This is a genomic window from Nocardiopsis sp. iso_186, from assembly GCF_056173365.1.
Genome location: NZ_CM149670.1, coordinates 2,459,928 through 2,472,764 on the forward strand (window position 1 = coordinate 2,459,928; position 12,837 = coordinate 2,472,764).

Annotated in this window: 8 protein-coding genes; 3 read left to right on the forward strand and 5 right to left on the reverse strand. The window is 69.1% G+C overall.

The annotated features are described in order from the left end of the window. Positions 1-1,040 precede the first annotated feature (1,040 nt). Positions 1,041-2,327, reverse strand: a complete 1,287-nt coding sequence (locus tag AC0VYP_RS10950; protein WP_475473851.1) for a PucR family transcriptional regulator — start codon at positions 2,325-2,327, stop codon at positions 1,041-1,043. A 132-nt stretch (positions 2,328-2,459) separates the two neighbouring features. Here AC0VYP_RS10950 and AC0VYP_RS10955 point away from each other — a divergent pair, with 132 nt between their 5' ends. Beyond that, positions 2,460-4,115, forward strand: coding sequence for an FAD-binding dehydrogenase (locus AC0VYP_RS10955; RefSeq protein WP_475474224.1), 1,656 nt, complete (start codon positions 2,460-2,462; stop codon positions 4,113-4,115). A gap of 7 nt (positions 4,116-4,122) precedes the next feature. On the opposite strand, the gene mtlA is transcribed toward AC0VYP_RS10955, so the two are convergent. After that, the gene (gene mtlA / locus AC0VYP_RS10960; RefSeq protein WP_475473852.1) at positions 4,123-5,208 is read right to left on the reverse strand and encodes a mannitol-specific PTS transporter subunit IIC; all 1,086 of its coding nucleotides are present in this window, start codon (positions 5,206-5,208) and stop codon (positions 4,123-4,125) included. A 619-nt stretch (positions 5,209-5,827) separates the two neighbouring features. Beyond that, positions 5,828-6,775 (reverse strand): formylglycine-generating enzyme family protein, encoded by a 948-nt coding sequence (locus AC0VYP_RS10965; RefSeq protein WP_475473854.1) that lies wholly within the window; start codon positions 6,773-6,775, stop codon positions 5,828-5,830. A 588-nt stretch (positions 6,776-7,363) separates the two neighbouring features. Between AC0VYP_RS10965 and AC0VYP_RS10970 the strand changes: the two genes are divergently transcribed. Both AC0VYP_RS10970 and AC0VYP_RS10975 read left to right on the forward strand, forming a co-directional pair. Next, positions 7,364-7,948, forward strand: a complete 585-nt coding sequence (locus AC0VYP_RS10970) for a DUF7144 family membrane protein (RefSeq protein WP_475473855.1) — start codon at positions 7,364-7,366, stop codon at positions 7,946-7,948. 319 nt (positions 7,949-8,267) lie between these two features. Next, positions 8,268-10,619 (forward strand): sulfatase-like hydrolase/transferase, encoded by a 2,352-nt coding sequence (locus AC0VYP_RS10975; protein WP_475473857.1) that lies wholly within the window; start codon positions 8,268-8,270, stop codon positions 10,617-10,619. 76 nt (positions 10,620-10,695) lie between these two features. Here the strand turns inward: AC0VYP_RS10975 and AC0VYP_RS10980 are convergent, their stop codons facing one another. Both AC0VYP_RS10980 and AC0VYP_RS10985 read right to left on the reverse strand, forming a co-directional pair. Next, positions 10,696-11,319 (reverse strand): class I SAM-dependent methyltransferase, encoded by a 624-nt coding sequence (locus AC0VYP_RS10980; protein ID WP_475473859.1) that lies wholly within the window; start codon positions 11,317-11,319, stop codon positions 10,696-10,698. Between the two features lie 448 nt (positions 11,320-11,767). Beyond that, positions 11,768-12,628 (reverse strand): NAD(P)-dependent oxidoreductase, encoded by an 861-nt coding sequence (locus AC0VYP_RS10985; RefSeq protein WP_475473860.1) that lies wholly within the window; start codon positions 12,626-12,628, stop codon positions 11,768-11,770. Positions 12,629-12,837: the final 209 nt, after the last annotated feature.

A 12,837-nucleotide genomic window follows, 5' to 3' on the forward strand; every position in this document is an offset into this window, starting at 1 on the left:
GATAGCAGGAGGCGCACTGTGCCGAAGGCGGCCTACCCCTGGCGTTCGCGGAATAAACGATGCTTTTTCGAGAAGCAGTCGATCGTGGCCGTTTGGGCAGTGGAAAGCGGTTGGTGGGCCGTTTTTCGGCTTCCCGGCATTCGATTTCTCCCGATTCGACGCCAGGACCAGGGGCCCTTGTTCCTCTTTTCGGCGGGTGGTATACGGAGTGGCCTTCCTGCCTATTCGAATAGAATTTTTTCGTCTTGTTTTCATGAAATCCGGTTCGGTGGTGATGGGGCGGCGGGTGCGGATGGGGGTGCATGGACGCATGGTTGTCGATGGGAAAAGCGTTTGTGCTGGTGGATGAGTTGGCAGTGGTGCTCGGAGGTAACGGTTGACGGCGAGGCCGGCGGGAACCGTGCAGCATTTTTCCGTCGCGTCTTTTTCTGTCAGGCGGATGAATCCCCGTGGTCGGCCAATGGGAATGCGTCCCGAGCGGGCCGGTCGGCGGTGAGCGGTGTGCGAAAAGAAAGAAATGCGAGATTTCAGCCGCTTTGTTCGCTGGAATGCAATCGAATAGCACATGGAGTGATCCGTGGTGGGAGATGCAATTGATTTGCGATTTTCCCTCTAGTGTCGCGTGATCAGCTCGTTCTGTGGAATCGGATTGACGTTCGGTGTCGGAATTCCATCGCCTCGCGCAACAGAGAGGGATCGGAGTGTGGCGGTCGGCTTCCATCGGGTGCGGTTCTGTACTTTTGCGTCGAGGGAATCCGGCTGCGCCTTTCCGCTCGGAGATCGTGCCGCGCGATCCTGTGCGGCCGCACGATCAACCACCTCGCCGACCGCATCGGCCGTCCGCCGGCAGCGTCGGGCCCGATGAAGTGTCCGAATCCGGCTGCCGGCGCCCGCTGCACTGCCCCGCACGTCTGGGTGTTCGCGCTCCTCGGGGCAGGCGCGGGGGCGACGGCCGTCATCGCACTTCTCACCCGCGACCATGCGGACCGGCCCGCCCTGCGACGCGTCGGAGCCGACCGCGATGCCCAGCGGTTCAGGGATCAGCCCCGGGCACCGCTGCCGGCAGTGCCGGTCTCCGCCGCGCGTGCCGCGCGTGCCGCGCGTTCCTCACGGACCGGCGGCACCGGCCGGTGCCGCCGGTCCGCCGAGCGGGCGATGTCCAAGGTGAGGCGCTGCCAGGGGTGTCGGGGATCGCGCCCGGTCAACGCGCGCACGCGGCGCAACCGGTAGCGCAGGGTCTGGGGATGGAGGTGCAGCACCGTGGCCGCGGCAGCGGCCGAACCGGTGTCCAGGAATGCCGACAGCGCCGCGAGCAAGTGTTCGTTACCCGGTGTGGTGAGGGGCCCCAGCACATGGTGGCGCACCGCTTCGGGGGAGGCGTCGGGTGAGGCGCACAACAGCGCGACCACCCGGGCATCGGCCTCGTGCAGCAGCCCGGTGTCGTCGTAAGCGCGTTCCGGTGCACCGTCGAGTGCGTCGGAGGCCAGTCGGTAGGCGCGAGCCAGTTCGGTGAGCGGGTGGGCACCGGTCAGGCACCCCCGCCAACCCAGGCCCCGCAGTGCCGGACCGACACCACCCGCCGCGGCCTCGGGCAGCAGAACGACCACGCGGTGTCCGCGTACCGTCAACAGCAGGTCGTCCCCGTTCCCACCGTCGGCGTCCTCCAGCGCGCCGAGGAGCCGTGCACCCGCCGCCCCCGCTGCGGCCTCGGGCGACACCCCGGGGTCGTCGCCGACCGTCTCGGCCACCAGCAGCAGCCCTCGGGCGGCCAGGGTCACCCCCAGCGCACGGGTACGGTCCACGACGGCGCCGGGAGAGGACTGCCGACCCACGACCAGATCGTCCAGCAGTGCACGTCGGGCCTGGGCCCGGTCGCCACTCAGCCGTGTCAACGTCTCGGAGTAACCGCTGAACAGCGCCTCGGACAGGGCGTCCAGCCCGGTCAGCCACAACTGGTTGAGCGCGAAGACGTCCTCGGGCGCAAGGAGGTCGCCGCACCCGCGGGCGATCAACCGGTCGGCCGCCGCCGCACCCACCCGGTAGGCGCGCAGCACTGCCGGAAGGGACCGGCCGTCGGCCGCGCGGGCCCCGCCGATACCGCGGAACCGGGCGAGGTCGGCGGCGCTGAACGACGTCTCCTCCACCCACAGCTCCAACGCCCTGGTCAGGGTCCATTGTGCGATCGCGCGCACCTCGGGCAACTGGGTACCGTGCAGTGACCGGTAGGCGGGTACCTCGGCAAGGATCGCGTCAACCACCTGGGTCACCGGATCGTGCGGATCGGACAGAACCCGGTGCCGGACGCGGTCGCGCTCGTCTCGCCCCATGCCGCCCCTTCGCTTTGTCACCTGGTGACAAAGTACCCCGCTCCTCCCGCGCAACAGTGTTGACCGTCACCGGTGACTGCGGTCATGGTCGAGGACACGTTCCGGTCCGTCGGGAGAGGCAGGGTGAGTCGAATGGCGCTGGACGCCGATGTCATCGTCGTGGGCGCGGGCCTGGCCGGCCTCACCGCCGCGGCCGAAGCCGCCGACGCCGGTCGCAGCGTGCTCCTGCTCGACCAGGAACCCGAGACGTCCCTGGGCGGCCAGGCGTTCTGGTCCTTCGGCGGACTGTTCCTGGTCAACTCGCCCGAGCAGCGCCGTATGGGCATCCGTGATTCCCCGGAGCTCGCCCGCCAGGACTGGATGGGCTCGGCCGGCTTCGACCGGCCGGAGGACGCCTGGCCGCGCAAATGGGCCGAGGCCTACCTGGACTTCGCCGCCGGGGAGAAGCGCTCCTGGCTGCACGGCATGGGGCTGCGCCTGTTTCCCGTCGTCGGCTGGGCCGAGCGAGGCGGCTACACCGCCAACGGCCACGGCAACTCCGTGCCGCGCTTCCACATCACGTGGGGGACCGGCCCCGGTGTCGTCGCGCCTTTTGAACGCCGGGTCCGCGCGGCCGTCGCCCAGGGCCGGATCACCCTCCTCTTCCGTCACCGCGTGGACGCACTGACGGTGACCGCGGGGACCGTGGATGGTGTGCGCGGCACCGTCCTGGAACCCAGTACCGCCGAACGCGGAATCGCCAGCTCGCGTAGCGCCGTGGGAGAGTTCGACCTGCGCGCGCAGGCCGTCATCGTCACCTCCGGCGGAATCGGCGGTGACCACGACCTGGTGCGCGCCAACTGGCCCGAGCGCCTGGGCGCTCCGCCCAAGCGGATGCTGTCGGGCGTTCCCGCGCACGTGGACGGCCGGATGCTGGCGATCACCGAGGCTGCGGGAGGCTCCGTCGTCAACCGCGACCGGATGTGGCACTACACCGAGGGCATCGAGAACTGGGATCCCATATGGGACCGCCACGGCATCCGCATCCTGCCCGGTCCGTCCGCGTTGTGGCTGGACGCCCGCGGAAACCGGCTTCCCGCGCCGCTGTTTCCCGGCTTCGACACGTTGGGCACCCTCGCGCACATCATGGGCACCGGCCACGACCACACGTGGTTCGTGCTGACCCAGAAGATCATCGAGAAGGAGTTCGCGCTCTCGGGATCCGAACAGAACCCCGACCTCACCGGCAAGAGCATCTCCGGCGTCCTGGGCCGGGTCCGTCCCGGCGCGCCGGGACCGGTGGAGGCGTTCAAGCGCAACGGCCGCGACTTCGTCGTCGCGACCACGGTGCGGGAGCTGGTGGCCGGGATGAACGCCGTCACCGAGGAACCGCTGGTGGACTTCGACACCGTCGCCGGTGAAGTGGTGGCCCGCGACCGCGAGATGGTCAACCCGTTCACCAAGGACCTGCAAGTGGTGGCACTGCGTGGGGCGCGTGCCTACCGGGGCGACCGCCTCATCCGCGTGGCCGCCCCGCATCAGCTGCTCGACCCCAAGGCGGGGCCGCTCATCGCTGTGCGCCTCAATATCCTGACCCGCAAGACGCTGGGCGGTCTGCACACCGACCTTTCGGCGCGGGTCCTGCGCGCCGACGGTGAGCCGCTCCCGGGCGTGTACGCGGCCGGTGAGGCCGCCGGCTTCGGCGGCGGCGGGATGCACGGCTACCGTTCCCTGGAGGGCACCTTCCTGGGCGGGTGCCTGTTCTCCGGAAGGGTCGCCGGGCGCGCCGCAGCCGAAGCCTTGGGCTAGAGCCCGGCTAGGCGTTGGCCCCCTGCTCTTCCTCCTTCTCCTTGGCGCGCTCCGCGCGGCCGAAGCCGAGCAGGAGCGAGGCCACGGCGAAGGAGACCGCTGTGGCCACGAGGACACCCGCCAGGACTCCCAGGTGTCCGCCCTTGGGCGTAACCGCCATCAGGGCGATGATGCTGCCCGGGGAGGGGGTGGCGACCAGGCCGGCACCGAAGATCATGAAGGTGGTCACGCCCGATACACCGCCGGCGATCACCGCGAGGATCAGCTTGGGCTGGGCCAGGATGTAGGGGAAGTAGATCTCGTGGATGCCGCCGAAGAAGTGGATGATGATCGCACCCGGGGCGGTGGCACGGCTGATCTTGGGGCCGAAGAACCAGCAGGCCAGCAGCACGCCCAGGCCGGGGCCGGGGTTGGTCTCGATGAGGAACTCGATGGCCTTGCCGCTTTCGGCGGACGAGGCGATGCCCAAGGGGCTCAGAACGCCGTGGTTGATGGCGTTGTTGAGGAAGAGGACCTTGGCGGGCTCCACGATGATGGAGACCAGCGGCAGCACCTGCAGGTCCACCAGGAACTGCACGCCCGAGCCCAGCGCCTTGGTGATGGTCTCCACGACGGGGCCGATGGCCAGCATTCCCACGATGGCCATGATGCCGCCGAGGATGCCGGCGCTGAAGTTGTTGACCAGCATCTCGAAGCCGGACTTGATCCGCGGCTGCACCACACCGTCGAACAGCTTCATCAGGTACGCCGCCAGCGGACCGATGATCATGGCGCCCAGGAACATCGGGATCTCGGCACCCACCACGATGCCCATGGTGGCGATGGCGCCGACCACGGCGCCGCGCTGGTCGTGGACCATGCGTCCACCGGTGTACCCGATGAGGACCGGGAGCAGGACCTTGATCATCGGGTCAACGAGAGAGGCGAGGTTCTCGTTGGGGAACCAGCCGGTGGGGATGAACAGCGCGGTGATCAGGCCCCAGGCGATGAACGCCCCGATGTTGGGCATCACCATGCCGGCGAGGTGGCCGCCGAAGCGTTGAATCACCGCCCGACTGTTCAGGGATTTCGCGGTCGGCTGCTTGTGGGTCACGTGTGGTCTCCGGGGGATTTTCCCGCGTGCTGAGGAGGGGCATCGGCGTGCGGCGTGCTGAGGTGGGGAGGACGGTCGTCCGTCGGAACCTCGTCGGGAGCCGCTGAGCCGTCTCGCTTCGGTGCGGGACCACTCGCGCGGGAACGATGAGGAGCCGCGGCTGACCGCCGGGTGGTGGTGTTCAGCGCGGACCGCCCCTGGCAGAACGGTCCGGCGGACACGACCATGACGTCGTTGTCAAAGCTGCATCGGGGGACGGGTCCGGGTCCACCGTGGTGCGGCTCGGCATGAACGCCTCGTCTGTGTGAGGCTTTTACGCTCTTTTGCGGCGTAAGCCCCTTTTTTGTTCCGGTCTGGCTGATCGTAGAAGAGCTTTGGTGCACCGGACAAGGGGTGACGGAGATTACTTCGCGTTTATCGTTTTATTCGCGTGCGGGACACCTGCCTCGGGCTTTGTCGCAGGGGCGGAGCCGCCCGCCGTTTCAACGGCTGTACCGGCCGAAGAGAGGACGGATGATCCCCGCAGGTGCGCGGCAGCTGCCGAGAGCACCCGACCACCGGCTTCGCCTTGCGCGAAGCCGTTCGTCAACTGCAAACCGGGCGCGCATGAGCGGGAGCGTCAGGGGCGCACGACGCAGCGAAACCCGAGATGGCAGGTCGAACTGTCGGTGTCCTGTCCTTGCCGGGCAGCGGGACGGTAGCGGAGACAGTAGCTGGGGGCGCACAGGTGGGATCCGCCCTTGATCACGCGGCGCCCGGCCACCGCGCCCGCTGAGTTGACGGTGGCCCGCGGGTTGTGCGGGGTGCAGCACGGTTTCGGCGCGGGGCCGGGGTGCCAGGACGTGAACGTGTCCAGCGTCCATTCCCAGACGTTGCCGGTGACGTCGTAGAGGCCGTAACCGTTGGGCGGAAAGGTGCGCACGGGTGACGTGCCCGAGAAGCCGTCCAGCGCACGGTTGTGGTGGGGAAAGTCCCCCTGCCAGATATTGGCGTGGTGCCGCCCGCGCGGAAGGAGGCCCTCCCCCCAGGAGTAGGTCGCCTGTTCGAGTCCGCCGCGGGCCGCGTACTCCCACTCGGCCTCCGTGGGCAGGTCCGCCCCCGCCCACGCCGCATAGGCGAGGGCGTCGGCGTGGGCGATATGGGTGACGGGGTGCAGGTCCCTGCCGTTGAGGTCGGACCCCGGGCCTTCGGGACGTCGCCAGAACGCGCCCGGAACCCACCGCCACCAGGCGGTCCAGTCGTCCAGCCCCACCGGGTGCGCCGGTGCGCAGAAGACGAGGGAACCGGGAACCAGAAGCGCGGGATCGGCCCCGGGGACCTCGTCGGGAATGGGGGCCCGCTCTGCGAGGGTCCGGTACCCGGTGGCTTTGACGAAGCGCCTGAACCGCGCCACCGTCACCGGTTCGGTGTCGATCCAGAACCCGTTGACGCGCACGGGGTGAACGGGGCGCTCCTCGGGATAGAACTCCTCGCTGCCCATCAGGAAGGTCCCCCCGGGGATCCACACCATGCCTTTGGCTGGTGCCGGTCCCTGTCCCGGTCCTGCGGCGGTGGCCGTGTCAGTCACAGCAGATCCCTCCTGGCCGATCGTTGCTGTTCAGCGGGGGGAGGAAAGCCTGATCATCGTTGCATGCGCGATGCTCCCGGAGGCTGACGGACACGACCGCAGGCGATGTTCCACGCCCCGGGCACCGGCCGATCGGCCGTGTGCGGTGCGACACCGACGACGCCCGGGAACTCGTCGGGCCGTGCGGACCACCCGGTGACCTCCTTTCCGCGAAATAGCGACCGGCTCTTTCGTGGTGTATCGCATCGCGGTGTGGTCAGTGAAAGGGCAAGGGCTCCTGCGGTCGCTGCCGATACGGCATCAACCGCATCGCCGGTGTCGTGCAGGCCGCCCGTCCTTCACCACGCGCCGGCGTGGGACCGGAAAAGGCGCAATGATCGCCAGGCGTTCGCGCGAAGAGATTTTGCGTGCGGGTGACCGTCTTCAGGTGGAACATAGTGCCTGGTCAGAGGGATGATTTTGTCTTTGGGCTAGATGGGCGGACATGCGGGTTCTTGCTTTTCGACTGGCCACCGCGAACCAGGTGCTGGCGGTCTCGGAGGAATTCGAGGTGATTTCGCCTACCGAATAATCACGGAGGTAATTCCCATGAACCAAGACAGTCGAGTGACACGGTCCGCCGGCACCAGCGGGTGGGCGGTCTTCGCGGCCACGATGATTCTGCTGGTCGGCGTGATCAACGTGATCCAAGGAATCATCGCAATGTTCATGCCCGACTACTACCTGAGTGCGGCGGGCGGGTTGTTCTTCTTCGACTTCACGTTGTGGGGAATCGGCCTGGCGATCTGGGGCGTCATCATGGTCCTCGCGGGACTCGCCATCGCCAGTGGACGGATGTGGGCCCGGGCCTTCGGCGTGGTGCTCGCAGCGATCAACGCGCTGGCCCAACTCGTCTTCCTCGAGGCGCACCCCATGTGGTCGCTGGTCGTCATCGCCATCGACCTGCTGATCATCTACGGACTCACCGCCGGTTGGCCCACGATCACGGCCACCGACGAGCGGGACGTCTCCTACCGTTCGGGGCACGACGACGCCACCGGATACGCCCCGCGCGACGCCACCGGGTACGGCCCGCGCGACGCAGTGGAGCCCGACGCGACCCATTCCACTCACACCGGTCACCGCAATCCTCAGGAGGGGTCCAGCACCCACCGCCGGACGATGCCCCAGTGATCCGCGGGCTCCGACTGCCGCGGGTGGCCGGACGGGCGACGGGGAGCTCCCGCCGGAGGTCCTGCCCGGCCCGGCTGCTGTCCACGTCCGGCTCCGTTTAGGGCCGGCTCGGTGGACCCGCCCGTGCGGCCAGCGCAGAGTGGGTCCACCGCGCTCCTTCCCCGACCGAACCGGCGCGTCCGTACTTGGGGCCCACCGGCTCGGTTTTGCCCCGCATATGGCAAAGGAGTCGTTCTCCGGGGTTTCTCGACCTCGGCCACCGGCCAGTACGCAGGCAACGGCGCCACTGCGCCGGGCGCCGTCGAACCGGAGAACCTCTATGCCCAGCGACCAGACCTCCCCGAGCCTGCCCACCCCCGACCAGTCGTACCAGGGCCCCCTCTCCGAGGACGCGCGCACGCTCGCTCAGGCCCTTCCCCCCATCACCCCGAAACGGCCGCCCGCCGGTGCGCCCAACATCCTCATGATCCTTCTCGACGATGTCGGTTTCGGGGCGTCCGGCGCCTTCGGCGGTCCGGTGCACACGCCCACGGCCGAGCGACTCGCCGGCGCCGGACTCAGCTATACCCGTTTCCACACCACCGCGCTGTGCTCGCCGACCCGCGCCGCCCTGCTCACCGGCCGCAACCACCACGCGGTCGGCATGGGGCACATCACCGAGACCGCAACCCCGTCACCGGGCTACACCTCGCAGCGCCCCGACTCAGCGACACCGCTCCCCGAGATTCTGCGGCTCAACGGATACAACACCGCCCAGTTCGGCAAGTGCCACGAGGTTCCGGTGTGGGAGACCGGTCCGACCGGCCCTTTCGACCACTGGCCCGCCTTCAGCGGCTTCGAGCGCTTCTACGGGTTCATCGGCGGTGAGACCAACCAGTGGCAGCCCGCCCTGGTCAACGGTGTCACGGCGATCGATCCCCCCGACGACCCGGACTACCACCTGATGTCCGACCTCGCGGACAAGACCATCGACTACATCCGGCGTCAGCAGGCCCTCACCCCGGACAAGCCGTTCTTCGCCTATTTCGCGCCGGGGGCCACCCACGCCCCGCACCACGTTCCCAAGGACTGGATCTCCAAGTACCGCGGACAGTTCGACCACGGGTGGGACGCGGTGCGCGAAGCCACCTTCCAACGGCAGAAGGAGCTCGGCGTCGTCGCCGCCGACGCGCTGCTCACCCCGCGCCCGGCCGAGATCCCGGCCTGGGACGACGTCGCCGACGAGTGGAAGCCCATCCTCAGCCGCCAGATGGAGGTCTACGCCGCTTTCCTGGAATACGCCGACCACCACACCGGTCGGGTGGTCAACGCACTGGAGGAGCTGGGCATCCTCGACGAGACGCTGATCGTGCACATGATCGGTGACAACGGTGCCTCGGCGGAGGGCGGCCTCAACGGCTCCTTCATGACCACCACGGCCGCCAACGGCGGTGGCGAGTACGAGACGCCGGAGTTCTGGACCGACCGCCTCGACCAGATCGGCGGACCGCATGCCTACAACCACTATGCGGTCGGCTGGGCCCACGCAATGTGCACCCCCTACCAGTGGACCGAGCAGGTCGCCTCGCACTACGGGGGCACCCGCAACGGGGCGATCGTGCACTGGCCGAACGGCATCGAGGAACCCGGCGGGCTACGCCACCAGTGGCACCATGTCATCGACATCGCCCCGACCGTCCTGGAACTCGCCGGGATCACCGAGCCGAGCACGGTCAACGGGGTCACCCAGATGCCGATGCACGGTACGTCGATGGCCTACACCTTCAACGAACCCGACGCCCCGGAACGCCACCGCACCCAGTATTTCGAACTCATGGGCAACCGCGCCATCTACGACGACGGCTGGACCGCGGTCACCAAGCACCGCACGCCCTGGGACCTCCTCGCCAAGGGCGGCGACTTCGACGAGGACGTCTGGGAGCTCTACGACACCACCACCGACTGGACCCAGGCCCGCGACCTCAGCGCGCAGTATCCGGGCAAACTCGCCGAACTCCAGATGAAGTTCATCATCGAGGCCACCCGATTCAACGTCTTCCCGCTGGACGACCGCTCCGCCGAGCGGATGAACCCCGAGCTGGCCGGCCGGCCGACGCTGGTGCGGGGCGACACGCTGCGGCTCTACCCCGGGACCGACCGGCTCAACGAGAACGTCGTCATCAACACCAAGAACACGTCCTACAGCGTCACCGCGGCGATCGGGGTCCCCGAATCCGGAGCCGAGGGGGTGATCGTCGCCCAGGGAGGGCGCACCGGGGGCTGGGCGTTCATGGTCAACCGCGGCCGGCTCGCCTTCCACTACAACTACTGCGGGCTCGAACGATTCACCGTGACCGCCCCGGGCGCGCTCCCCACCGGAGCACACCGGGTGCACGCCGAACTGCGCTACGACGGCGGTGGAACGGGAAAGGGCGCGGACGTGGTCCTGTTCGTCAACGGCGGCGAGGTCGCCAGAGGCCGGGTGGAACGCACCCATCCGCTCTACTTCTCCTTCGACGAGGGCCTCGACGTGGGCCGCGACACCGCGATGCCGGTCTATGAGGACTACGACGCGCCCCACGGGACGTTCGTCGGGGCGCTGCACTGGGTCCAGATCGAGCTGGGAAAGGACGATCACAACCACCTGGTCAACCCCGACGCGCAGTTGGCGGCAGCCCTGCGCCACCAGTAGACCGCGGCTCCCGCCCCGGAGAGGGGCGGGAACAGTGGTGCCGGGCGGGACCGTCCGGCTGCGCAAAACGCCCGCGTCACCCGGGAGCGCCTCCGTCCGTCAGCCGATGTGCGCGCAGGACGACGTCGTGGGTGTGGTGTGCGCCCTCGCCGCCGTTGATGGAACGCTCGCGGACCTCGTTGACGTCGATACGCCAGTCACCGTCGAGCAGGGCGGCGACGTCGCTGGGTTTGACCCAGTCGGCGGGGTCGAAGCCGCTCTCCAGGGCGGCGGCCCCGTCGCCCATGTCGTGGTGGACGACGAGCAGGGTGCCGCCGGGGGCGACCGCCGAGAGCAGCGCACGCTCCGCGTCGGCGCCGGGGGTGATGCGCAACGCCGGGTACTGGGCCGAGACGAGGTCGAAACCCCCCTCGGGCAGATCGGCCTCCAGCAGTCCGCTCGATATCCAGGTGACGTCCACGTCCGCCTCGGCCGCGTGGGCCGCCGCCCGGTCGAGCGCGACCCGGGAGACGTCGAGCGCGGTGACCGCCCACCCCCGTTGGGCCAGCCATACGGCGTCGGCGCCCTCGCCGCAGCCGACGTCGAGGACGCGCCCCGGCTGTTCGTCGGCCGTCTCGCGGACGAGTGCGCCGTTGGGGTCCCCGCTCCACACGCGGTCGTGCTCGCTGTAGCGCGCATCCCACTCGGTGGCCTCGCTCATGCCGTCACCGTCCCAGCGTTCGGGCCGGCCGCCCCGCCGCCGATCATCATCGTGTCGTGCTCGTTTCTCATGCCGGGCAGTCTGCCCCGGATGCCGTCACTTCGATAAATTTTCTTGCCGGAACAGCAAGCCGGTGGGCCGGGCAGCGCTTCGCGGTGCGGGCCCCTTGCCAAAGAGCGCACGGGCAGAGGTTCCGCAGCGGTCCGCACGCCGATCCCACCGAGAACGCCTCGTCGTTTCCCCGGGTTGAACGGGGCGCCGTTCCCGAGCGCCGATCAGCTCCTCCGCGTCCACGCCGGTGAACCCGTCGGTTGACGCCACGAACCAGAAGCCCGCACTGATCCCCTCGCGGGCGACGGTCCCGGTCCCGCTGCGCGCCACCTTGAAAAGGAAACGCCCGGGGCCGGTCGGCAGCCGCGCGGGGGCCTGCCCTCCCGCCCCCGGGTGCCTAGTGCCGGAAGGCGTGCACCACGGCGGCCATGTCGTCCGCGCGGTGGCCGGAACCGGCTGCTGACTCGAACTCCTGCCGTACCGCCTGCATCAGGCCGTCGTTCGAACCGGCGACCCCCATGGCTTCGACAACGAGTGCGCCGTCCTTGACCGCCCCGTTGACGGTGAAATCGGGGGAGAAGTCCCCGGCCATCATCACCCTGCCCTTGGCCTGCGCGTACCCGCAGTTCAACGGGCCCCCGGCGATGGCCTCCAGGAACATCAGGGGAGCCACCCCCAGGCCCTCGGCCAACCCGACGGCCTGGCCCGTCGCAGCGGTCACCGACAGCACCCAGGACTGGAAGACCATCTTCAGGCGCTGCGCATCCCCCGCCTGTTCACCCGCCCAGATGGTGCGCGACCCGATCGCGTCGTAGACCGGTTCGACGACCGCGCGTGCCCCCTGCGCTCCGGCGGCGACCACGACCAGCGCCCCGTTCTCCGCCACTTGCCGGCTGCCCAGTACCGGGGTGTCGAAGAAAGCCGTCCCGTGTTCCTCGGCCAGCCGGGCCAGTCGTGTTGTCGCCGCCAGTCCCACGGTGGTGCTCTGCACCCAGACGGTGTCGGGGCCGGCGGCCGGCAGGGCCCTCCGCATCACCTCGGTCACCGTGTCGGCGTCGAAGAGCATCGTCACGATTACGTCCGCGCCCGCCACCGCCGCCGTGACGTCCTCGACCGCGCGCACCCCGGCGCCGGTGAGCGCCCGCGCCTTCTCCGCGGTTCGGTTCCACACCGTCACCTCCATCCCCGCTCCGGCCAGGCTCCGGACCATCCCGGCCCCCATCAGTCCGGCTCCCAGTACCGCCACCCTCGTGGTCATCGCTGCTCCCGATCCGTGCGTCCCCAGACGAACAACCCCAGTGCGCTGAACCTTGTGACCGGTACTCCGCGACGGTAAACGAACAGCCGACCCGGGGCGGACGTCACGAAGGCCGGGCCCGGGAGGCGGGAAGCGCCGGGGTGAGGGGACTGCGCACCGTGCACCGACTCGACAGAAGGCATGGGTCCCGTGCTGCGAGGGACGCGAGA

What these genes read in the sequence shown, in the direction of transcription:
- AC0VYP_RS10950 (WP_475473851.1), bottom strand. Translation starts at nt 2,327, where the DNA reads ATGGGGCGAGACGAGCGCGACCGCGTCCGGCACCGGGTTCTGTCCGAT.
- AC0VYP_RS10985 (WP_475473860.1), bottom strand. Translation starts at nt 12,628, where the DNA reads ATGACCACGAGGGTGGCGGTACTGGGAGCCGGACTGATGGGGGCCGGG.
- AC0VYP_RS10970 (WP_475473855.1), top strand. Translation starts at nt 7,364, where the DNA reads ATGAACCAAGACAGTCGAGTGACACGGTCCGCCGGCACCAGCGGGTGG.
- AC0VYP_RS10975 (WP_475473857.1), top strand. Translation starts at nt 8,268, where the DNA reads ATGCCCAGCGACCAGACCTCCCCGAGCCTGCCCACCCCCGACCAGTCG.
- AC0VYP_RS10955 (WP_475474224.1), top strand. Translation starts at nt 2,460, where the DNA reads ATGGCGCTGGACGCCGATGTCATCGTCGTGGGCGCGGGCCTGGCCGGC.
- AC0VYP_RS10980 (WP_475473859.1), bottom strand. Translation starts at nt 11,319, where the DNA reads ATGAGCGAGGCCACCGAGTGGGATGCGCGCTACAGCGAGCACGACCGC.